Annotated in this window: 14 protein-coding genes; 5 read left to right on the plus strand and 9 right to left on the minus strand. The window is 73.2% G+C overall.

Annotated elements, in window-relative coordinates; genetic code table 11:
* Positions 1–114 precede the first annotated feature (114 nt).
* Together dnaJ and hrcA are read right to left on the minus strand one after the other, a co-directional pair.
* Positions 115–1,254: a molecular chaperone DnaJ gene (gene dnaJ / locus EES43_RS08615; RefSeq protein WP_124268182.1), complete on the minus strand. Its 1,140-nt coding sequence runs from the start codon at positions 1,252–1,254 to the stop codon at positions 115–117.
* Positions 1,255–2,271, minus strand: a complete 1,017-nt coding sequence (gene hrcA, locus EES43_RS08620) for a heat-inducible transcriptional repressor HrcA (RefSeq protein ID WP_124268183.1) — start codon at positions 2,269–2,271, stop codon at positions 1,255–1,257.
* A 166-nt stretch (positions 2,272–2,437) separates the two neighbouring features.
* Here hrcA and EES43_RS08625 point away from each other — a divergent pair, with 166 nt between their 5' ends.
* The 3 genes from EES43_RS08625 to EES43_RS08635 all read left to right on the plus strand — a co-directional run bounded on the left by EES43_RS08625 (position 2,438) and on the right by EES43_RS08635 (position 7,230).
* Positions 2,438–3,166 carry an MBL fold metallo-hydrolase gene (locus tag EES43_RS08625; RefSeq protein WP_124268184.1) on the plus strand — a complete coding sequence of 243 codons (729 nt, stop codon included), beginning with the start codon at positions 2,438–2,440 and terminating at the stop codon, positions 3,164–3,166.
* Between the two features lie 161 nt (positions 3,167–3,327).
* Complete coding sequence (locus EES43_RS08630) at positions 3,328–4,146, plus strand: DUF3097 domain-containing protein (protein ID WP_124268185.1); 819 nt, start codon at positions 3,328–3,330, stop codon at positions 4,144–4,146.
* Positions 4,147–4,353: 207 nt separating this feature from the next.
* The gene (locus EES43_RS08635; RefSeq protein WP_124268186.1) at positions 4,354–7,230 is read left to right on the plus strand and encodes a type 1 periplasmic-binding domain-containing protein; all 2,877 of its coding nucleotides are present in this window, start codon (positions 4,354–4,356) and stop codon (positions 7,228–7,230) included.
* 147 nt (positions 7,231–7,377) lie between these two features.
* On the opposite strand, the gene hemW is transcribed toward EES43_RS08635, so the two are convergent.
* The 4 genes from hemW to lepA all read right to left on the minus strand — a co-directional run bounded on the left by hemW (position 7,378) and on the right by lepA (position 15,272).
* Positions 7,378–8,619, minus strand: a complete 1,242-nt coding sequence (gene hemW, locus EES43_RS08640; RefSeq protein WP_124268187.1) for a radical SAM family heme chaperone HemW — start codon at positions 8,617–8,619, stop codon at positions 7,378–7,380.
* A 2-nt stretch (positions 8,620–8,621) separates the two neighbouring features.
* A complete protein-coding gene (locus tag EES43_RS08645) occupies positions 8,622–10,802 on the minus strand; it encodes an ATP-binding SpoIIE family protein phosphatase (protein WP_124268188.1) in 2,181 nt (726 codons plus the stop codon).
* Positions 10,803–11,135: 333 nt separating this feature from the next.
* On the minus strand, positions 11,136–13,025 hold the full coding sequence (locus tag EES43_RS08650; RefSeq protein WP_124268189.1) for an AMP-dependent synthetase/ligase: 1,890 nt from the start codon (positions 13,023–13,025) through the stop codon (positions 11,136–11,138).
* A 372-nt stretch (positions 13,026–13,397) separates the two neighbouring features.
* Complete coding sequence (gene lepA / locus EES43_RS08655) at positions 13,398–15,272, minus strand: translation elongation factor 4 (protein WP_124268190.1); 1,875 nt, start codon at positions 15,270–15,272, stop codon at positions 13,398–13,400.
* A gap of 215 nt (positions 15,273–15,487) precedes the next feature.
* On the opposite strand from lepA, the gene rpsT reads away from it, so the two are divergent.
* Entirely contained in the window at positions 15,488–15,754 is a 267-nt protein-coding gene (gene rpsT / locus EES43_RS08660; protein ID WP_124268191.1) for a 30S ribosomal protein S20, read from the plus strand.
* A gap of 393 nt (positions 15,755–16,147) precedes the next feature.
* Here rpsT and holA read toward each other — a convergent pair whose 3' ends face one another.
* Positions 16,148–17,134: a DNA polymerase III subunit delta gene (holA, locus tag EES43_RS08665; RefSeq protein ID WP_124268192.1), complete on the minus strand. Its 987-nt coding sequence runs from the start codon at positions 17,132–17,134 to the stop codon at positions 16,148–16,150.
* Positions 17,135–17,227: 93 nt separating this feature from the next.
* On the opposite strand from holA, the gene EES43_RS08670 reads away from it, so the two are divergent.
* A complete protein-coding gene (locus EES43_RS08670; RefSeq protein WP_124268193.1) occupies positions 17,228–17,473 on the plus strand; it encodes a hypothetical protein in 246 nt (81 codons plus the stop codon).
* Between the two features lie 83 nt (positions 17,474–17,556).
* Here EES43_RS08670 and EES43_RS08675 read toward each other — a convergent pair whose 3' ends face one another.
* Both EES43_RS08675 and EES43_RS08680 read right to left on the minus strand, forming a co-directional pair.
* The gene (locus EES43_RS08675) at positions 17,557–20,112 is read right to left on the minus strand and encodes a ComEC/Rec2 family competence protein (RefSeq protein ID WP_124271855.1); all 2,556 of its coding nucleotides are present in this window, start codon (positions 20,110–20,112) and stop codon (positions 17,557–17,559) included.
* 140 nt (positions 20,113–20,252) lie between these two features.
* A complete protein-coding gene (locus EES43_RS08680) occupies positions 20,253–21,140 on the minus strand; it encodes a ComEA family DNA-binding protein (protein WP_241192352.1) in 888 nt (295 codons plus the stop codon).
* Between the last annotated feature and the right edge of the window lie 482 nt (positions 21,141–21,622).

Raw genomic sequence — 21,622 nt, forward strand, 5'->3', positions numbered from 1 at the left:
TGCCGCACGGGGCCGAATCAGCCAATGATCGGCATGACCGGTTCTCCGCGGGTACGCCGCACCGCCCGCCGGTACGAGCCCGGCGGGCGGTGCGGTGAGAGGCGGCAAAGGGGTTCAGCGGCCGTTGAAGGCGTCCTTCAGCCGCGAGAAGAGCCCCTGCTGACCCGGCTGGAACTGGCCGGTGGGCCGTTCCTCGCCGCGGAGCTTGGACAGCTCGCGCAGCAGCCGCTCCTGCTCGGCGTCGAGCTTGGAGGGGGTCATCACCTCGACGTGCACGATGAGGTCGCCCCGCCCGCCGCCGCGCAGATGCGTGATGCCGCGCCCGTGGAGCGGGACGGACTGGCCGGACTGGGTGCCCGGCCGGATGTCGATCTCCTCCAGGCCGTCCAGCGTCTCCAGCGGGCACTTGGTGCCCAGCGCCGCCGCCGTCATCGGGATGGTGACCGTGCAGTGCAGGTCGTCGCCGCGCCGCTGGAAGACGGCGTGCGGCAGCTCGTGGATCTCGACGTAGAGGTCGCCGGCCGGTCCTCCGCCGGGGCCCACCTCGCCCTCGCCGGCGAGCTGGATGCGGGTGCCGTTGTCGACGCCCGCGGGGATCTTGACCGTGAGGGTGCGCCGCGAGCGGATGCGGCCGTCGCCGGCGCACTCCGGGCACGGGGTCGGCACGACGGTGCCGAAGCCCTGGCACTGCGGGCAGGGCCGCGAGGTCATGACCTGGCCCAGGAAGGACCGGGTGACCTGCGAGACCTCACCGCGACCGCGGCACATGTCGCAGGTCTGCGCGGAGGTGCCGGGGGCCGCGCCCTCGCCGCTGCACGTGGTGCAGACGACGGCCGTGTCGACCTGGATGTCCTTGGTGGTGCCGAAGGCCGCCTCGGAGAGGTCGATCTCCAGCCGGATCATCGCGTCCTGGCCGCGCCGGGTGCGCGAGCGGGGCCCGCGCTGCGAGGCCGTTCCGAAGAACGCGTCCATGATGTCGGAGAAGTTGCCGAAGCCTCCGGCCCCGAATCCGCCCGCGCCGCCGCCACCGCCGGAGGCGGACAGCGGGTCGCCGCCGAGGTCGTAGACCTGCTTCTTCTGCGGGTCCGAGAGCACCTCGTAGGCGGCGTTGATCTCCTTGAACCGCTCCTGGGTCTTCGGATCGGGGTTGACATCCGGGTGCAGCTCGCGGGCGAGCCGCCGGAATGCCTTCTTGATCTCGTCCTGGGATGCGTCGCGGCGTACGCCGAGTACGGCGTAGTAGTCCGTGGCCACTTACGACTCCGCCAGGATCTGTCCGACGTAACGTGCCACTGCGCGTACCGCTCCCATCGTTCCGGGGTAGTCCATGCGGGTCGGTCCGACCACGCCGAGTTTGGCGACTGCCTCGTCGCCCGAACCGTAGCCGACCGCGACGACGGACGTGGAGTTGAGCCCCTCGTGGGCGTTCTCGTGCCCGATACGTACGGTCATGCCGGAGTCCGTGGCCTCACCGAGCAGCTTCAGCAGGACGACTTGTTCCTCCAGTGCCTCCAGCACCGGCCGGATCATCACCGGGAAGTCGTGTCCGAAGCGGGTGAGGTTGGAGGTGCCGCCGATCATCAGCCGCTCCTCCGTCTCCTCGACCAGCGTTTCGAGGAGGGTGGCCAGGACCGTGGAAACCGTTCCCCGGTCCTCGCTGTCGAAGGATTCCGGCAGCTCCTGCACCAGGCGCGGGACATCGGCGAAGCGGCGTCCGACGACCCGGCTGTTGAGCCGGGCCCGCAGATCCGCGAGCGATGCCTCACCGAACGGCGCAGGGCAGTCGATCATACGCTGTTCGACCCGGCCGGTGTCCGTGATCAGGACCAGCATCAGCCGCGCCGGGGCGAGCGCCAGCAGCTCCACGTGCCGCACCGTGGAACGGGTCAGCGAGGGGTACTGCACGACCGCCACCTGGCGGGTCAGCTGCGCCAGCAGCCGCACCGTCCGGCCGACCACGTCGTCGAGGTCGACCGCGCCGTCGAGGAAGTTCTGGATGGCGCGGCGCTCGGGCGAGGACAGCGGCTTGACGCCGGCGAGCCGGTCGACGAAGAGCCGGTAGCCCTTGTCGGTGGGGATGCGCCCGGCGCTCGTGTGCGGCTGGGCGATGAAGCCCTCGTCCTCCAGCACGGCCATGTCGTTGCGGACGGTGGCCGGTGAGACCCCGAGGCTGTGCCGCTCGGTGAGGGCCTTGGAGCCGACGGGCTCCTCCGTGCCGACGTAGTCCTGGACGATGGCGCGCAGCACTTCGAGTCTGCGTTCGCTGAGCATCGCGCACACCTCCAGCTGTTGTTCTCCGGTTGTCCGTCTGGCACTCGGTGCGTACGAGTGCCAGCAATTCCCCCGATCAGTGTACGGGGGTGGGGTGGGGCGGGGGCAAGGGCGACCGGCCGGGCCACCGCGCGACCTCGCAGGTCGTTGCGGATAGCGTCGTGGTATGGACGTCTCTTGGGAAGACTTCGGCTGGGAACGGTTGGGCGACGGCGTCGGACGGCGGCGGCTGCCCGGCTGGGACGCCACGGTCGCCCTGGTGGCCGGGGCGGAGGGCGTGCTGCTGTTCGACACGGGTTCGACCCTGCGCGAGGGCGTCGAGCTGCGGCGGCAGGCCGAAGGGCTGCTCGGCCGCAGGGTGACGCATATCGCATTGAGCCATCCGCATTTCGATCATGTACTGGGCGCCGCCGCGTTCGCCGGGACCCAGGTCTACGGGGCGATGGGCGTGGGCGACCTGCTGCGCGGCGGGGCGGAGGAGCTGCGCGCCTCGGCGGTGGAGCACGGGGTCCCGGAGGAGGCGGCGGCCGGGGCGGTGGACGCGCTGGTGGTCCCGCAGCACGAGGTCTGCGGGGAGTGGACGCTGGACCTGGGCGGCCGGCGGGTGGTGCTGGCGGACGTGGGGCCGGGGCACACCGGGCAGGACCTCGCGGTGCTGGTGCCCGGGGGCGGTGCGGAGCCGGCGGTGGTGCTGTGCGGGGACCTGGTCGAGGAGTCGGGCGAGCCGCAGGCGGGCCCGGACGCGGTCGCCTCGCGGTGGCCGGCCGCGCTGGAGCGGCTGCTGGCGCTGGGCGGCGAGGACGCGCTGTACGTGCCGGGGCACGGGGCGGTGGTGGACGCGGCGTTCGTCCGGGCGCAGCGCGCGGCGCTGGCGGAGCGGTTCGGCGTCGCCTGAGGCGGGGGCCTGTGCGTCGCGTGTGCCTGGTCGGCGGCGGGGGACGTGGTGGGCGGCGGGGGCGTGGTCGGCGGCGGGGGCGTGGTCGGCGGCGGGCGCGCTCCGCGTGTCGTGGGCAGGGTGCGAACCGCCCCGGCCGCGGCGCGAATTATCGTCGTGCCATGCGCAGCTACCAGCCGGACCTGACCCCGCCGTGGAAGCGGTCCGCCCCCGTGCCCGAGGTCGTCGCCGAGCCTGATCTGGTCGTGGAGGAGGCCGCCACCGGTTTCTGCGGCGCGGTGATCCGCTGCGAGAAGACCGCGCAGGGCCCCACCGTCACCCTGGAGGACCGTTTCGGCAAGCACCGGGTGTTCCCGATGGAGCCGCGCGGCTTCCTGCTGGAGGGCGAGGTGGTCACGCTCGTCCGCCCGTCGGCCGGCGGTCCCGTCCGGCCCGCCCGTACCGCCTCCGGTTCGGTGGCGGTGCCCGGGGCGCGGGCCCGGGTGGCGCGCGCCGGGCGGATCTACGTGGAGGGGCGGCACGACGCGGAGCTGGTCGAGCGGGTGTGGGGCGACGACCTGCGGATCGAGGGCGTGGTCGTGGAGTACCTGGAGGGCGTCGACGACCTGCCCGCCATCGTGCGGGAGTTCGCGCCGGGCCCGGACGCCCGGCTGGGCGTCCTGGTGGACCATCTGGTGCCCGGCTCCAAGGAGTCCCGGATCGCCGCCCAGGTCTCGGACGCGAACGTGCTGGTCGTCGGCCACCCGTACATCGACGTCTGGGAGGCGGTGAAGCCGTCCTCGGTGGGGATCGCCGGATGGCCGGCGGTGCCGCGCGGCCAGGACTGGAAGACGGGCGTGTGCCGGGCGCTGGGCTGGCCGGAGAACACCGGCGCGGCCTGGCAGCACATCCTCGCCTCGGTCCACAGCTACAAGGACCTCGAACCGCAACTTCTGGGTCGGGTAGAGGAATTGATCGATTTCGTCACCCTTCCGGCCTGATGTACCCAGGGGCGTTGAAGAGGATCACACGCCTATCCCTATGAATGCCTGCGCCACACACGCACCATCGGTTATTGAGGTGGGGACCGCTGGCTCACGGGTGCAGGATTCACGGGTTCAGCGACTTACGGGTTCCCGGGTTCAAGGGTTCGCGGGTTCACGGGGTTCACGGGGTTCACGGGGTTCACGGGGGAAGGACACGGGGAGATGGCGCGCGAGGTCTGGCGGGACAGTGCGGAGAACGAGGCGGCGTCCGCGGTCTTCCATCTGATGCAGCAGCTGATCGACCGCTACCGGGTGAACCGGCCGGTGATGCCGCTGGTGGTGGCCCAGGCCGCGGACGCCGGCGCCGGGCCCGAGATCGACGGCCGGGTCGAGCAGATCGTCCACCAGGTGCACCGGGCCAACCAGTTGCGGCGGGTGCCGGTGCGGCTCCTCGACGGGGACGGCTCCTCGGCGTACGAGGCGGCGCTCGACATGGTGCGCACGCTGTCCGAGAAGCCGTGGGAGACCCGGGACAGCTCCCAGTACAAGCCGTTCGCCTTTCCGCGCTCGCGGCTGCTCGGCGCGATCGAGCAGGCGACCGCCGCGGTGGTCGCGTCCGGCGGGAGCACCGCACGGATACGCGAGGAAAGGATTCTGGAGCAGCTGGGTCGGCTGCGCTGGCGGGCCGACCGTCCGCGCCGGGGCACCTGGTGGGACTCGCTGCGCTCCTCGGTGCGCCCCGAGACGTTCGTCGGCGCGCTCTTCATCGCGCTGCTCAGCGTGCTGCTCGGTGAGATCGACTGGCTGCTGACGGCCCTGGTGGCGGCCGTGGCGCTGATCGGGCTGGCCGTCATGAGGCTGGTGGGCCGGGCCGCGCCGCCGCTGCTGTGGCTGCGGCGCGCCAGCCGGTGGTTCGCGACGACGTCCTCGCTGGCCGCCTCCAGCACCGGCTACCCGTCGGACGGCTGGTCGCGGCTCTCGCCGAGCGGTTCGTGGCGGGTGATCCGGGCGAGGGCGGCGGCGGTCGCCGAGCGGGTGGCGGACGCGGGCGCGGGCGACGAGCAGGCGCGCCAGTTCCACCTGGAGCTGCGGGTCCAGGCGCTGCTGGAGGATCTGCGGCACAACTACCGTCCGCACGCGCTGGACTGGCGGCGCGGCAAGCGGACGGTGCCGCCGGTGGTCTTCCTGCCCCGGGCCACTCAGGACAACGGCGGCATCCTGCTCATCAACGCGATCAACAACGTACGGTCGCGGCGCAGCGAGGTGGACCCGCTGCTCCTGCTGGCCTCGCTGCCGGCCGCCGAGATCATGCGGCACACGCCTCCGCTGCCCCGGGACCCCGGAGCGGGGGCGTCCGCCGGTTCGTCGGGCGCGCGGGCCCGGTACGAGCGCTGGGTCGACGATCTGAGCCTGGGCCAGTCGCCGGTGGCCGCCGCGACGCTGGCGTGGGTGCTGCGGCTGCCGCTGTCCACCGGGAAGCTGACGCACGAGCACGCGCACGCGCAGTTGATCACCTACCGCGTCCGGCGCACCTGGGCGTGGTGGGTGATGTCGCGGGCGAGCATCGCGCTGATCGTGGTGGGCAGTCTGCTGGGCGCGTTCCTGTGGGCCGCGCACTGGCGCGACACGTACTGCCACGGGCCGCTGACCGGCCGCAACACCGACGCCGTCTGGGCCGGGGCGGCGGGCGACCGGGAGTGCGTCGGGGTGGCGACCGCGCCCGAGGTGCGGTTCGCGCGCGGCAACGGCCTGGAGCTGAACGGGGCCGGCAAGGGCGTCACGTTCGACCGGATCGAGCAGGCGATCCGGGAGGAGAACGCGGACATCGAGCCGGGCGACTCGTACGTCACCGTCGTCTACGCCGGACCGCTCACCGCCACCGGCAAGGACCGCGAGGCCACCCGCAAGGGCCTGGAGGAGCTGACCGGCGTCTACCTCCAGCAGCGGGCGGTCAACAAGACCGTGCGGCGGTCGGTGAAGCTGCGGGTGCTGACGGCCAACGGCGGCGAGGACATGCTGCGGCAGCTGACCGCCGTCCGCAAGATCATCGAGGTGGCCCGGCGGGACCCGACGGTGGTCGGCGTGGTCGGGCTCGGCCGCAACACCGACGAGAGCGACGACGCGACGGCGCTGCTGCGCTCGGCCGGTCTGCCGCTGGTGGACACGACGAACTCCAGCAGCGACCTGCCCCGCCTCTTCCCGAACTACTTCGGCCTCGCGGCGACCGACGAGGAGCAGACGTACGCACTCGGGCTGGTCGCCCGGCAGATCGCGAAGAAGCTGGAGAGCCCGCACGCGATCGTGCTGTCGCGCAGGACGCTCAACGGGGACAAGGACCGCTACACGGCCGAGCAGCGCGCGGCGGGCCGGGAGATGCTGCGGACCTCGGGGTTCGCGGTCGGCCGCGACGTCGAGTTCGACCTCGCGGGAGGGGCCAGCCTCAACGCCCCGCTGACCACCATCTGCCAGGCCGAACGGGTGCCGGACGCGCTCTACTTCGCGGGGCGCGTCGAGGACGTACGGACCCTGATGCGCGGCCTGTCCGAGACCACGGGGTGCTCGGACCGGCCGATCACGGTGTTCACCGGGGACGACCTGACGAAGGGCACGTTCCAGGACAGCACCTCCATCGCGACGAACGTGACGCTCTACCACAGCTCGCTGGCGCCGCTGGACCGCGGCCGGAACCTCGGTTTCTACGGGGACGCGCACCGCACCCTGCGCGCGCTGCTGCCGGACGACGGGAAGCCGGCCGCCGCGCTGGCCCCGGGCCGTCCGGCGTACGAGGACGATCTGTTCGCCAGCGGGCAGACGGTCATCTCCTACAGCGCGACGGCCGCCCTGTACGACGCCGCGGCGCGCGGCGACGTCCGCCGGAGCGCCGCCGAGACGTGGGCGACGCTGCACACGGTGGACCTGAACAACATGCCGACCGGGACGATCTCGTTCAGCCGGGAGAAGTCCTCGGTCGCCGAGAACGTGCACGGCATCAACATCGTCAAGGTGGTCCGCCCCGGCCCGACGGCCACCCGCTCGCTGGTGTGCGGCAAGCCGGCCGGGAACGCGCCCCGGCTGACGGCGGAGGACTGCGCGCCCTGAGGCGGGCGGGCCGGCCGGTTCACGCCGGGTGTCCGTCCTGGGGATGCGGCGGGTGCCCGTCCGGCGGCGCGGCTGGTCCCCCTCCGGCGGCGCGGCTGGTCCCCCTCCGGCGGCGCGGCTGGTCCCCGTCCGGCGGCGCGGCGGGTCTCAGTCGACCAGGTCGCGGACCACCGCGTCGGCCAGCAGGCGTCCGCGCAGGGTGAGCACCGCCCGGCCCCGCGCGTACGGCCCCGGCTCCAGCAGCCCGTCGGACAGCGCCCGGCGGGAGGCCGCGAGGCCGTCCGGTTTCAGCAGGGAGAGCGGGCAGCCCTCGCGCAGCCGCAGCTCCAGCAGGACGCGCTCGACCCGGCGGTCCTCGTCGGCCAGGATCTCGCGGCCCGCGCCGGGCGAGCGGCCCTCGGCGAGCGCCTGGGCGTATGCGCCGGGGTGCTTCACGTTCCACCAGCGCACCCCGCCGACGTGGCTGTGCGCGCCGGGACCGGCGCCCCACCAGTCGGCGCCGCGCCAGTACAGCTCGTTGTGGAGGCAGCGGCCGGCCTCGGAGGTGGCCCAGTTGGACACCTCGTACCAGGAGAAGCCCGCCGCGGCGAACCGCTCGTCCGCGATGAGGTAGCGGTCGGCGTGCGCGTCGTCGTCCGTCATCGGGATCTCGCCGCGCCGGATGCGCCGGGCGAGCTGGGTGCCCTCCTCGACGATCAAGGCGTACGCGGAGACGTGGTCGGGGCCCGCGCCGATGGCCGCGTCCAGGGAGGCGCGCCAGTCGTCGTCGGACTCGCCGGGGGTGCCGTAGATGAGGTCGAGGTTGACGTGGTCGAAGCCGGCCGCCCTCGCCTCGGCGACGCACGCCTCGGGGCGGCCGGGGGTGTGGGTGCGGTCCAGGATCTTCAGGACGTGCTGCCTGGCGCTCTGCATGCCGAAGGAGACCCGGTTGAAACCGCCCTCGCGCAGCGCGGCGAGGTAGGCGGGGTCCACGGACTCCGGGTTGGCCTCGGTGGTGATCTCCGCGTCGTCGGCGAGTGAGAACTCCTCGCGGATCGCGGCCAGCATCCGGACCAGGTCGGCGGCGGGCAGCAGGGTGGGCGTGCCGCCGCCGACGAAGACCGTGCGGACCGGGCGCGGGTCGTCGCCGAGGACCTTGCGGGCCTGCCGGACCTCCTCGATCAGATGCGCGGCGTAGTTGTCGCGGGAGGCCAGGGCCCCGCCGGAGCCGCGCAGCTCGGTGGCGGTGTAGGTGTTGAAGTCGCAGTAGCCGCAGCGGGTGGCGCAGTACGGGACGTGCAGGTAGAAGCCGAGCGGGCGGTCGGCGGCGCCTTCCAGGGCGTGCCGGGGCAGCGCTCCGTCGTCGGGCACGGGCTCACCATCGGGCAGTACGGAAGGCATACCGTCCATTGTCACTCGCCGCCGGAGCCGCCCGGACCGCCGCCGGAGCCGCCCGGTTCGGCGCGGAGCACCAGCAGGGCCACGTCGTCGTCCGGCGGCAGCTCGTCGAAGCCGTGGACGGCCCGCCGGATCCGCTCGGCGACCGCGTCGGCGGGCAGCCCCGCGCACCCGGCCAGCACCTGTGCCAGCCCGTCCCCGTCGTCGAACATCACCGGCCCGGACCGCCGCTCGGTGACCCCGTCGGTGACGCACAGCAGGCTGTCCCCGGGGGCCAGGTCGAAGCTCTGCGTCTCGTACGCCACGTCCTCGACGACGCCGAGCAGCACCTGGGGCTCGGCAGCCGGGCGTACGGAGCCGTCGGGGCGCAGCAGGAGCGGCAGGGGGTGGCCGGCGCTGGCGACGGTGCAGTGGACGCCGCCGTCGGCGAGCGGGACGACCTCGCCGCACAGCAGGGACAGGAACCGGGGCTGCGAGGCGTCGTGGAGCTGCCGGCCTCCGGCGGCGGCGACCATGAGGGCGGCGGCCTCGGCCGCCTCCATCGCGTCGTCGAGCAGCAACCGGTTCAGCCGGTCCAGGACCTCGCCGACGCCGAAGCCCTCCCGGGCCAGCAGGCGCAGCCAGGGGCGGGCGAGGCCGGTGACGACGGCCGCCTCCGGGCCGCTGCCCTGCACGTCGCCGAGGACGAAGCACCAGCGGTCGCCGGGGCAGGCGAAGATGTCGTAGAAGTCTCCGCCGACCACGCCGTCGTCGCTCGGCTCGTAGACGAGTGCGCTGGTGACGCCGGGGATCTCGGCGACCCTGCTGGGCAGCAGTCCGCGCTGGAGGATGCGGCTGATGGTGGCCTGGCGGGTGTAGGCGCGGGCGGCCCCGACGGCGAGGCCGAGCCGGCGCACGAAGTCCTCGATCAGGGAGGCGACCGCCTCGGGCATCCGGGCCGCGCCCTCGCGGCCGACGAGCAGGGTGCCCAGGGTGCGCCCGCCCGTGGTGATCCGGAAGGCGAGGGCGGCCCCGTCGCGTCCGCCGGGCTGCGGCGGGGGCCCGGCGTCGCCGGGACCGTCAGGGCCGTCGCCGCTGCCGGCAGTGCCGTAGGGGCCGTACGAGCCGAATGAGCCGTCGGTGCGGGCGGCGGGCTCGTCGTCGTGGTCGGGCCAGGGGACGGGCACGGGTCCGGAGCCGACGCCGGGCGGGAGCCGCAGGGGCTCCTTCTCCAGCGCGGTGCGCAGCGGCTCGGTGCCCCGCTCGTCGCTGTGCCAGACGCGGGCGAGCCGGGGTTCGGCGGCCGGGCCGCCGCCCTCGCTCTCCAGCCAGATCGCGCACCAGTCGGCGAGCCGGGGCACCAGAAGCTGGCCCGCTATGGCGGCCACCAGGTCCTCGTCGAGCTGACCGGCCAGCAGGTCGGACGCCTCGGCGAGGAAGGCGGGCGTGCCGCGGCTGTCCCAGGCGTCGTCGTCGCGCTCGACGCGCCGGACGACGGGCGCGAGGAGGGCGGCGGCCCGCAGTCCGCGGCCGAGGCCCGTCGGGTCGGACGCGGCGTCGGGGGCGCTCCAGTCGTCGACGGGGAGCCGGGCCCAGACGGTCTTGAGGCCGGTGCGGTAGGTGATGCCCCAGGACTCGGCGAGGGTGGCGACGAGCTGGAGGCCGCGGCCGTACTCGGCGGGGTCGGGCAGCCGGGCCCCGGCGCCGGCGTGGACGGTCTGCCCGCCGGACGGCTCGGACACCGGCTCGGCCTCGGCCTGGGCCTCGGCCTGGGCTTCGTCCTCCGCTCCGGCTTCGGGCTGGGACTCCGCCCCGGCTTCGGGCTCGTCCCGGCCGGGGCGTCCCTCGCCGCTGACCGGGCGGGCGGGGTGGTGGTCGGTGACCTCCAGGACGACGGCGTCGGTCTCCTCGCCGACGGCCTCCTCCAGGCGTACGAGCAGGTCCACGGTCGTCCCGGCGTGCACCACGGCGTTGGTGACCAGTTCGTTGGCGACGGTCACGGCGTCGTCCGCGATGCGGTCGCCGAAGCCCGCGGCGGGCGTCCCGAGCGCGGTCCACTCCGCGAACGCGGCCCGTACGAAGCGGCGCGCGGCGGACGGGGCGAGCGGTATGCCGGGCAGGGAGGTACGGCTGATCAGGCGGGGATCGCCCGGGTACCCGCCTCCGGCGGTGCCCGGACGGTGAACGATGTCCCGCTGCAAGGGAATGGGCCCCACGGTGCGGCTCCTACTGGTCTGACGAAACGCCGCCGACGACGATGACAGCGTGACAGACCGGCCGCACCCATAAGCACCGAGTTACCGAATTGGGTAGAAATTCGAGCAGATTCGAACGCAAAGTACCGAGAAAGACGCATCAGGAAGGACAACGCGGACGGAGCCGTCGAACGAAACGCGTCCGAACGGCTCCGCCGGCGTACGCCGGGGGACGGCGCGGGGCGGGCCGGGGCCCGGGGAAGCCCTTCGCGCCGCGCGCGTGCCCGCGCACGTCGGGTACGTCACGCCTCGTGCGTACCCGCGTACGTCACGCCTCGCGCGTACCCGCGTACGTCACGCCTCGCGCGTGCCCGCGTACATCTCGTCGATCAACCCGCCGTACTCCCGCTCGACGACCGGCCGCTTCAGCTTGAGGCTGGGCGTCAGCTCGCCGTGCTCCACGTCCAGGTCGCGCGGCAGGAGGCGGAACTTCTTGATGGTCTGCCAGCGCTGGAGTCCCTCGTTGAGGCGCGTGACGTAGTCCTCGACCATCGCCACCGTCTGCGGAGCGGCGACCACGTCCTCGTACGATTTGCCCTCCAGGCCGTTCTCGGCGGCCCAGCCGAGGATGGTCGGCCCGTCGAGCGCGATCAGCGCGGTGCAGAAGTTCCGGTCCGCCCCGTGCACGAGGATGTTGGAGACGAACGGGCAGATCGCCTTGAAGCGGCCCTCGACCTCCGCCGGGGCCACGTACTTGCCACCGGACGTCTTGATCAGGTCCTTCTTGCGGTCGGTGATGCGCAGGTAGCCGTCGGCGGACAGTTCGCCGATGTCCCCGGTGTGGAACCAGCCGTCCGACTCCAGGACCTCGTCCGTCTTCTCGGGCAGATGGTGGTAGCCCTGCATGACGCCGGGACCGCGCAGCAGGATCTCGCCGTCCTCCGCGATGCGCACCTCGGTGCCGGGGAGCGGCTTGCCGACGGTCCCGGTGCGGTAGGCCTCGCCCGGGTTGACGAAGGACGCGGCGCTGGTCTCGGTGAGGCCGTAGCCCTCCAGGATGTGGATCCCGGCGCCGGCGAAGAAGTAGCCGATGTCCGGGGCCAGGGCGGCGGAGCCGGAGACGCAGGCGCGCAGCCGGCCGCCGAACGCCTCGCGGATCTTGGCGAAGACGAGGGCGTCGGCGACCTTGTGCTTGGCGCCGAGGGCGAAGGGCACGGACGCGTTGCCGGTGCGGCGGAAGTTGTCCTGGGAGACCTTGGCGTACTCGCGGGCGACACCGGCCGCCCACAGGAAGATCTTGTACTTGGCGCCTCCGCCGGCCCGGGCCTTGGCGGCGACACCGTTGTAGACCTTCTCGAAGATCCGGGGAACGGCGGCCATGTAGGTCGGCTGGACGACCGGCAGGTTCTCGATGATCTTGTCGATGCGGCCGTCGACCGCGGTGACGTGCCCGACCTCGATCTGGCCCGAGGTGAGGACCTTGCCGAAGACGTGGGCCAGCGGCAGCCAGAGGTACTGCACGTCGTCCGCGGTGATCAGCCCGGTCGACACGGTGGCCTTGGCCATGTACGACCAGTTGTCGTGCGGCAGGCGCACGCCCTTGGGGCGGCCGGTCGTACCGGAGGTGTAGATGAGGGTGGCCAGCTGGTCGGCCGTGATGGCGGCGACCCGCTCGGTGACCGCGTCCGGGTTCTTCGCCAGGTACTCGGCGCCCCGGGCCTCCAGGTCCGCGAGGGTCAGGATCCAGCCCTCGGGGTCGTCGGCGGCGGGCTCGACGCCGGTCGGGTCGATGACGATGACGTGCGCCAGGTCCGGCAGCTCGGCGCGGGTCTCGCGGGCCTTCGCCACCTGCTCGGCGTCCTCCGCGACGAGCACCCGGCTCTCGGAGTCGGCCACGATGAACGCGGACTCCTCCGCGTTCGTGGAGGGGTAGACCGTGGTGGTCGCCGCGCCCGCGCACATCACGCCGAGGTCGACCAGGATCCACTCCACCCGGGTGGCCGAGGAGAGAGCGACCCGCTCCTCGGGCCGCACGCCGAGGGCGATCAGACCGGCGGCGATCGCGTAGACCCGTTCGGCGGCCTGGCCCCAGCTCAGCGACTTCCAGTCGTCGGGACCCTCGCCGGAGGCGGCGGGCACCGGGTAGCGGTAGGCCTCCCGGTCCGGGGTCGCCGTCACGCGGTCGATGAAGAGGGCCGCCACGGAGGGCGGCCGGTTATCGATCAAGGTCTGTGTGTCGCTCACGACGTCCTCCGGGCCTGCGGCATTGCTACGACCGGCTTCTTTGATACTGCGACTACTACTACTGCTGCTGTTGCTGTCCTGCTGCGCGACCTGCTCGTCCCGCTTGTTCCGCCTGCGAGTTCCGCCTGCTTGTTCCGCCCGCCTGTCCTGCTGTTCCGCCCGTGTGCCTGCTGCTTGTTTAACTGGCCGGTAACCAACGAGTCGTGATCAGACTAGAGCGCACGCGTCCACCACGTAAGAGGCAACGGGCCGCCGCTTTCATAACGAAAGGGCCCCCTCACCGCACGCTACTGCGGTGAGGGGGCCCTGCGGACCGGTCGTCGGCGAAGAGCCCGGCCGGACGTCGGCCGGGACGTCCTCAAGGCCCGGCGGCTACTTCTTGCCCTTGCTCTCCCCGGCCGACTCGTCGGTCGACAGGACGGAGATGAAGGCGTCCTGCGGGACCTCCACGTTGCCGACCATCTTCATCCGCTTCTTGCCCTCCTTCTGCTTCTCCAGCAGCTTCCGCTTACGGGAGATGTCACCGCCGTAGCACTTGGCGAGGACGTCCTTGCGGATCGCGCGGACGGTCTCACGGGCGATGACCCGGGAACCGATGGCGGCCTGGATCGGCACCTCGAAGTTCTGCCGGGGGATGAGCTTCTGGAGCTTGGCGACCAGCCGGACGCCGTACGCGTACGCCTTGTCCTTGTGCGTGACGGCGGAGAACGCGTCGACCTTGTCGCCGTGCAGCAGGATGTCGACCTTGACGAGCTGGGCCGACTGCTCGCCGGTGGGCTCGTAGTCGAGGGAGGCGTAACCGCGGGTCTTCGACTTCAGCTGGTCGAAGAAGTCGAAGACGATCTCGGCGAGCGGCAGGGTGTAGCGGATCTCGACCCGGTCCTCGGAGAGGTAGTCCATGCCGAGCAGCGTTCCGCGGCGGTTCTGGCAGAGCTCCATGATCGCGCCGATGAACTCGCTCGGGGCCAGCACCGTGGCCCGGACGACGGGCTCGTGCACCTTGTCGATCTTGCCTTCGGGGAACTCGCTCGGGTTGGTGACGACGTGCTCGCTGCCGTCCTCCATCTCGACCCGGTAGACCACGTTCGGCGCGGTCGCGATCAGGTCGAGTCCGAACTCGCGCTCCAGCCGCTCGCGGACCACGTCCAGGTGGAGCAGGCCGAGGAAGCCGACGCGGAAGCCGAAGCCGAGCGCGGCGGAGGTCTCCGGCTCGTAGACCAGGGCGGCGTCGTTGAGCTGGAGCTTGTCCAGCGCCTCGCGCAGGTCCGGGTAGTCCGAGCCGTCCAGCGGGTAGAGCCCGGAGAACACCATCGGCTTCGGGTCCTTGTAGCCGCCGAGCGCCTCGGTCGCCCCGTTGCTCAGGGAGGTGATCGTGTCACCGACCTTGGACTGCCGGACGTCCTTCACCCCGGTGATGATGTAGCCGACCTCGCCGACGCCGATGCCGTCGGCCGGGGTCATCTCCGGGGAGGACACCCCGATCTCCAGCAGCTCGTGGGTGGCGCCGGTGGACATCATGCGGATGCGCTCGCGCTTGTTGAGCTGGCCGTCGACGACACGGACGTAGGTGACGACGCCCCGGTAGGGGTCGTAGACCGAGTCGAAGATCATCGCGCGGGCGGCGGCGTCGGCGACGCCGACGGGCGCGGGCACGTCGCGGACCACCCGGTCGAGCAGCGCGTCCACGCCGACACCGGTCTTGGCCGACACCTTGAGGACGTCCTCCGGCCGGCAGCCGATGAGGTTGGCCAGCTCCTCGGAGAACTTCTCCGGCTGCGCGGCCGGCAGGTCGATCTTGTTCAGCACCGGCACGATGGTGAGGTCGTTCTCCATCGCGAGATAGAGGTTGGCCAGCGTCTGGGCCTCGATGCCCTGCGCGGCGTCGACCAGCAGGACCGTGCCCTCGCACGCGGCGAGCGACCGGGACACCTCGTAGGTGAAGTCCACGTGGCCCGGCGTGTCGATCATGTTGAGGATGTGGGTCCTGCCCGTGTCCTCGCCCGTGGTGGGCGCCCAGGGCAGCCGGACCGCCTGGGACTTGATGGTGATGCCGCGCTCGCGCTCGATGTCCATCCGGTCGAGGTACTGAGCACGCATCTGCCGCTGGTCGACCACGCCCGTCAGCTGGAGCATCCGGTCGGCAAGGGTCGACTTGCCGTGGTCGATGTGCGCGATGATGCAGAAGTTGCGGATCAGCGCCGGGTCGGTACGGCTCGGCTCGGGCACGTTGGAAGGAGTCGCGGGCACGCAGGGTCCTGATTCTTGAGACGCCGAACGCCGTGTCTCGGGTCGATGTCGGGTCGGTCGGATCGATACGTAGGCTCCATCGTCCCACGCCTGCGGGGCAGCGACCGGTTTGGGCCGGTCGGAGGGTGACTGCTACCGTGGACAGCTGTGCCTCGTGGCTCTCACGGGCGGCGTGGCGCACCTAGAAGATCCAACGAACCTGAAAAGGCTCTTTCGTGGCGAACATCAAGTCCCAGATCAAGCGGAACAAGACCAACGAGAAGGCGCGCCTGCGTAACAAGGCCGTCAAGTCGTCGCTCAAGACCGCGATCCGCAAGGCCCGCGAGGCCGCCGCTGCCGGTGACGTCGAGAAGGCCACCACGGCCGTCCGCGCCGCCTCCCGTCAGCTCGACAAGGCTGTCTCGAAGGGTGTCATCCACAAGAACGCCGCCGCCAACAAGAAGTCGGCGCTGGCGTCCAAGGTTGCCGCCCTGCAGGCCTGAGCTTCTTCCCGAAGCTCACTGATGTGACCGCCGGAACGGACTCGACGGGCCCTCTCTCCCGCCCCTGACCGGCACCCCGCGCCGCACACCGAACCTGCGTTCGCCACGCGGGTGCGGCGCACCCGGAGTGTGACCCGGAAGCCCCGGTCGCCGACCTCCCCAGGTCGGCGACCGGGGCTTCCGTGCGTGCGGCTGGGGCGTGGGGGCCGGGTGGCCGGGGCTGGTGTACGCGTGCGGGGCCTGGGTGGCGGGGACGGGTGTACGGGTACGGCTGCGGGGCGTACGGGTCCGGGAGTGGCACCGGAGAGCCCTGGCCGAAGGAACGGATCGAGGGATCGAGGAGCTACCGGCCCGGACGGATCGGAGGGCTACCGGCCCGGACGGATCGCGGGGCTACCGGCCCGCCCTCGCGGCCCGCGCCACGATCACGACGGCCTTCTCCAGCGCGTACTCGGGGTCGTCCCCGCCGCCCTTGACCCCGGCGTCGGCAGCGGCCACGGCCCGCAGGGCCACCGCCACCCCGTCCGGCGTCCAGCCGCGCATCTGCTGCCGCACCCGGTCGATCTTCCAGGGCGGCATGCCCAGCTCGCGCGCCAGGTCGGCGGGCCGGCCGCCGCGCGCCGAGGACAGCTTCCCGATCGCCCGGACGCCCTGCGCCAGCGCGCTGGTGATCAGGACGGGCGCGACGCCGGTCGACAGCGACCAGCGAAGCGCCTCCAGAGCCTCGGCCGCCCGCCCCTCCACCGCCCGGTCGGCGACGGTGAACGACGACGCCTCGGCCCGGCCCGTGTAGTAGCGCCCTACGACGGCCTCGTCGATCGTGCCCTCGACGTCCGCGATCAGCTGGGACACCGCGCTCGCCAGCTCCCGCAGATCGCTGCCGATGGAGTCGACGAGCGCCTGGCACGCCTCCGGCGTCGCGGATCGGCCGTGCGTCCGGAACTCCGACCGCACGAAGGACAGCCGCTCCGCGGGCTTGGTGGTCTTCGGGCAGGCCACCTCCCGTGCGCCGGCCTTGCGGGCCGCGTCCAGGAGGCCCTTGCCCTTGGCGCCGCCCGCGTGGAGCAGGACGAGCGTGATCTCCTCGACGGGTGCGCCGAGATAGGCCTTGACGTCCTTGACCGTGTCGGCCGACAGGTCCTGCGCGTTGCGGACGATCACGACCTTGCGCTCGGCGAACAGCGAGGGGCTGGTGAGCTCGGCGAGCGTGCCGGGCTGCACCTGGTCGGGGGCGAGATCGCGCACGTCCGTGTCGGCGTCGGCGGCGCGGGCCGCGGCCACCACCAGCTGCACGGCACGGTCCAGGAGAAGGTCCTCCTGGCCCACGGCGAGCGTGACGGGGGCGAGCGGGTCGTCGGCGGAATTCTTCCTGGTGGCCATCGCGATCCAGCATCCCATGTCCCACTGACAACCCCCGCGGCCATCAGCCTCCCCGGCCCTCCCGGCCCTTCCGCCGTATCGGAGAATGTCCGCGTGAGCGATGTGAGACATGTGCTGGTGCTGCCCGACCGCGACGCCGCGCAGGAGGTGGCCGAGGAGCTGGCGGACCGTTTCGGGGTGGCCGAGGAGCCCCAACTCGTACGGGACGCCCTGGCCGGCGAGGACGACGCCGAGGACGCCCAGTGGCTGGTGGTCGTGGAGGACGCGACCGGACGCCTCGACCCGGCGGCACTCGACGAGTTCGCCGCCGAGTACGAGGGCTGGCTGGAGACCCCTTAGGCCGGTCCCTGACCCGGAGCGGACCGCCGGCCGGGAGCGGTGCCCGGTCAGGAGGGGTGCTCCGGTCGGGAGGGGTGCTCCGGTCAGGAGCGGCGGGTTACCGTTCGCACCCCCTCTCCGGCCCCGGACACCGCGACGGCGCCATCGGTGTCCGTCCGCAGCACCCGCGCGCCGGAGGCCCTGAGCGCGTCGACCGTACGGGCCGACGGATGGCCGTAGGGATTGTCCGCGCCGCAGGAGATGAGAGCCAGCCTCGGCCGTGCGCTGTGCAGCAGGCCCGGGTGCTGGAAGGCCGAGCCGTGGTGGGCCACCTTGAGGACGTCCACCCGGGGCAGGACCGGGTGGCTCCGCAGCAACTCCCGCTGCGCCGGCGGTTCGAGGTCGCCCAGGAGCAGAAGCGTCAGCCCTCCGGCCGCCCGCACGTGCAGCGTCACGCTGGAGTCGTTCGGCTCCCCCACCGCCCCCACGGCCCCCGCTCCCGCTCCCGCGAGGCGGCTTCCGGGAGGTCCGACACCACCCGGCCCGGCGAGTCCCCCAGGCCCACCGAGTCCCCCACGCCCGCCAGAGCCTCCAAGACTTCCCGGGCCTCCAGGGCGCCCAGGTCCTCCAAGTGCTCCAGGTCCTTGACCCGGCCAGAGGATCCGCCACGCGAGCGGGCCCGCCCGCCGCAGCTCCCCGGACACGGCCCGCACGGTCGCGACCCCCGCCTCCGACGCCGTCCGCCGTACGAACGCGGCCTGTTCGGGCGGGGCGTCCAGGCTCGTCGTCTGGATCGCCCCGACCGCCCTGCCCCGCAGCACTCCGGGCAGTCCGCGCACATGGTCGGCGTGGAAGTGGGTGAGGACCACGAGCGGGACCCGTGTGACGCCCAGATCGCGCAGGCACCGGTCGACGGCACGCGGATCGGGCCCGGCGTCGACGACCACACCGGTGTCCTCTCCGGCCGCGAGCACCATCGCGTCTCCCTGCCCGACGTCACAGAGCGCGAACGCCCAGCCCGGCGGCGGCCATCCGGTCATGATCCGGGTCAGCGGCACCGGCCGCAGCACCGCCAGCACCAGCAGCAGCGCGGCGGCCGAGCACACCCAGGGGTGACGGGTCAGGCGCGGGGCGAGGAGGACGGCGAGGAGGGTGAGGCCCGCGAGGAGAGCAGCGCCGGGCGCGCCACTCGGCCATTGCGCCTCCGCGCCGGGAAGACCGGCTCCGGTTCGGGCGACGGTGGCGATCCACCCCACCGGCCAGCCCGCCACCCGGGCGAGGACTTCGGCCACCGGAAGGGCGATCGGCGCGGTGGCGAGCGCCGCGAAGCCGAGTACTGTCGCGGGCGCCACGGCGAACTCCGCCAGCAGGTTGCAGGGGATCGCCACGAGGCTGACGCGTGAGGCCAGCACCACGACGATCGGGGCGCAGACCGCCTGCGCCGCCGCTGCCGCTGCCAGCACCTCGGCGAGCCGGGCCGGGACCCGCCGCCTCCGCAACGCGGCGCTCCACCGGGGCGCGAGGGTCAGCAGGGCTCCGGTGGCGAGCACCGACAGCAGGAACCCGTAACTCCGGGCGAGCCAGGGGTCGTACAGCACCAGCAGCACCACGGCCCCGGCGAGCGCGGGGATCAGTGATCGGCGTCGTCCCGTTCCGATGGCGAGGAGGGTGATCAGTCCGCAGGCCGCCGCGCGCAGGACGCTCGGCTCCGGGCGGCAGACGACGACGAACGCGAGCGTCAGGCCGCCGCCGATCAGCGCCGTCGTCCGCAGCGAGATGCCGAAGCGGGGTGCCAGTCCTCGCCGTTCGCTGCTCAGCGCCGATCCCGGCGGGCCGACGAGAAGGAAGAGAAGGATCGAGAGGTTGGCACCGGACACCGCCAGCAGATGGGTCAGGTCGGTGGCCCTGAAGGCGTCGTGCAGTTCGGGCGGAACCCTGGAGGTGTCGCCGACCACCAGTCCCGGCAACAGGGCCTGCGTGTCGGCGTCCAGGCCGTCCGTGGCCTCCCGCAGCCCGGCGCGCAGCTCACCGGCCGCACGCTGCACCGAGGTCGGAGCCCCGATGACGTCCGGCGGACCTTCGCCGTCGACCCGCAGCACGGCGGCGAGCGGGTCTCCCTCGTGCGCGGGAGGCGAGAGGCGACCGCCGACCCTCAGCCGGGTGGACGGCAGGAGCCGCTGCCAGCGGGCGTGTTCGTCGCCGGGCGACACCATGAGCAGGACCGGTGTGCGCACCCGGGTGCCGAGGCCGCCGGGACCGGTGACTTCCGTGACGTCGGCGTCGAGCAGCAGGCCGGCCGGCGTGCTGCGGCTCCCACGGACCCCCGGGCGGACCGGCCGAGGGTCCGACGTGACCCGCACCTCCGCCTCCACCCGTGCGTAGTCCCCGGCCAGCTCCGGGACCGGGCCCCGGCGTACGTCGGCGCTGTGCAGTCCGGCCGTCGCGGCTCCCGCCGCAGCGCAGAGCAGCAGAGCCCCCGCCATCCCGGCGGCGGTGCGCCGGGTCCCGGCGCTTCCCGCCCCGTATCCGGCGGCCAGGAGCACGAGGGCCAGCACGGCACATCCCACGGCCACGCCCGCCACCCACCGCCCCGGCAGTCCGGGGGCGATGGCCGCCGCGGCCCAGACGGCCACGGCAGGCGGGACCAGGCGCAGGTCCATGGCCGCCTCCGTGGGCGGGCCGCCCGCGCCCGCCGTGCAGCCCGCGCCCGCCGTTCCGCCGGCTCGCGACGCGCCACCGGCCTCCCTGCCGTCGCCGCGCAGGGCCTCCGCACCCGCCACCCGTAACATTTGCGGGCCGTTCACGGCCGGACCAGCGGCTGAAGGTCGGCGAACCGTCGGTCGCCGATCCCGTCGACCTGTCGAAGCTCGTCGACGGACCGGAAGCCCCCGCGCTCGGTCCGGTGGTCGATGATGTGCTGCGCGAGCACCGGCCCGACCCCCGGCAGCGTCTCCAGTTGCTCCTTGGTCGACCCGCTCAGGCTCAGTGGGGTGGCCGGGCCGAGCCGCCCCGCCGTCCCGCCCGTCGGCACTCCGCCCGTACCGGCCCCCGCCAGTGTCGGGGCGAGAGGAAGCCCCACCACGATCTGTTCACCGTCCACCAGGACCCGCGCCCGGTTGAGCCCGCTCAGATCCGTCCCGGCCCGGACGCCGCCGGACGCCCGCAGCGCGTCCGCCACCCGCGCCCCGTGGGGAAGCCGGTGGACGCCCGGCCTCCGTACCTTCCCGCTCACGTCCACGACGACGACCTGCCCATCCGCAGTCGGCCCCGCCGCAGACCGAGGCGCCGGTTCCTGGCCGCCGAGCCGCAGCGGCTCCGACGCCGACGCCGCAGCGGCGTCCCGCACCGGCTCGGGCGCCCGGACCGCCTGCGGGCTCCCGGACCAGAAGTGGAACGCGGCGAGCCCCACGCCGACGAGCAGCACGAGGGACAGGGCCGCGAGCGTTCGCGGCGCGAGCCCGCACCGGAGCCGGACCCACAACGGCAGCCGCTCGCAGACGGCGTCCGCCGCGAGCCGCGCACGCAGGACGGCGCGCTGCCCAGCCGGCCCGCCGCTCCCCGGCGCAGGGGCCGTGCTCCCGCGCGGATCCGGTCCCGCGGCTGAGTCCGGACAAGGCCCTGACGCCGGAGCCGGATCGCCCCCGGGCCGCGCGTCCGCCGCCGTGCCGGCCTCGGATCCGACCGCCATGAGCGCGTCCGCCCGCTGCCGGGCGGCGGCCTCCGCGACCGCGCCCCGGCGGCGCGGAGAGCACCGGCGCGGAGAGCACCGGCGGCCGTGGCGGGCGATGCTGGACCGGCTGCCGGGACGGACACCTGCGGCACCGCTCGGGCGGACGCCGGGGCCGTGCCTCGCACCGACGGTCGACACGCCTTCCGTGGAGGCGGGCGACGCGTCGGACGTGCGATGCGGAACGGCGGAAGGCTCGGCGAACGGCCGGGCGGTCGGCGGGACGGCGTACGGATCGGGCATCGGAACCCGGAGAGGTCGAAGGGCCATGCCTCACGACGTTAGGCACACCGGCCGAACCTCGCTGAGCAGCTCGGATTTCTGTGGACAGGCTGCCGGTTGTGGACAACTCGACCACCCGCAGGAGTGGGATCTCGGCCGCCGGACACGGCCGCGAAGGAAGGCCGCCGGACAGGGCCGCGGAGAGAATCCGCGCCGGGCCC

The organism is Streptomyces sp. ADI96-02, from assembly GCF_003846185.1.
GTDB lineage: Bacteria > Actinomycetota > Actinomycetes > Streptomycetales > Streptomycetaceae > Streptomyces.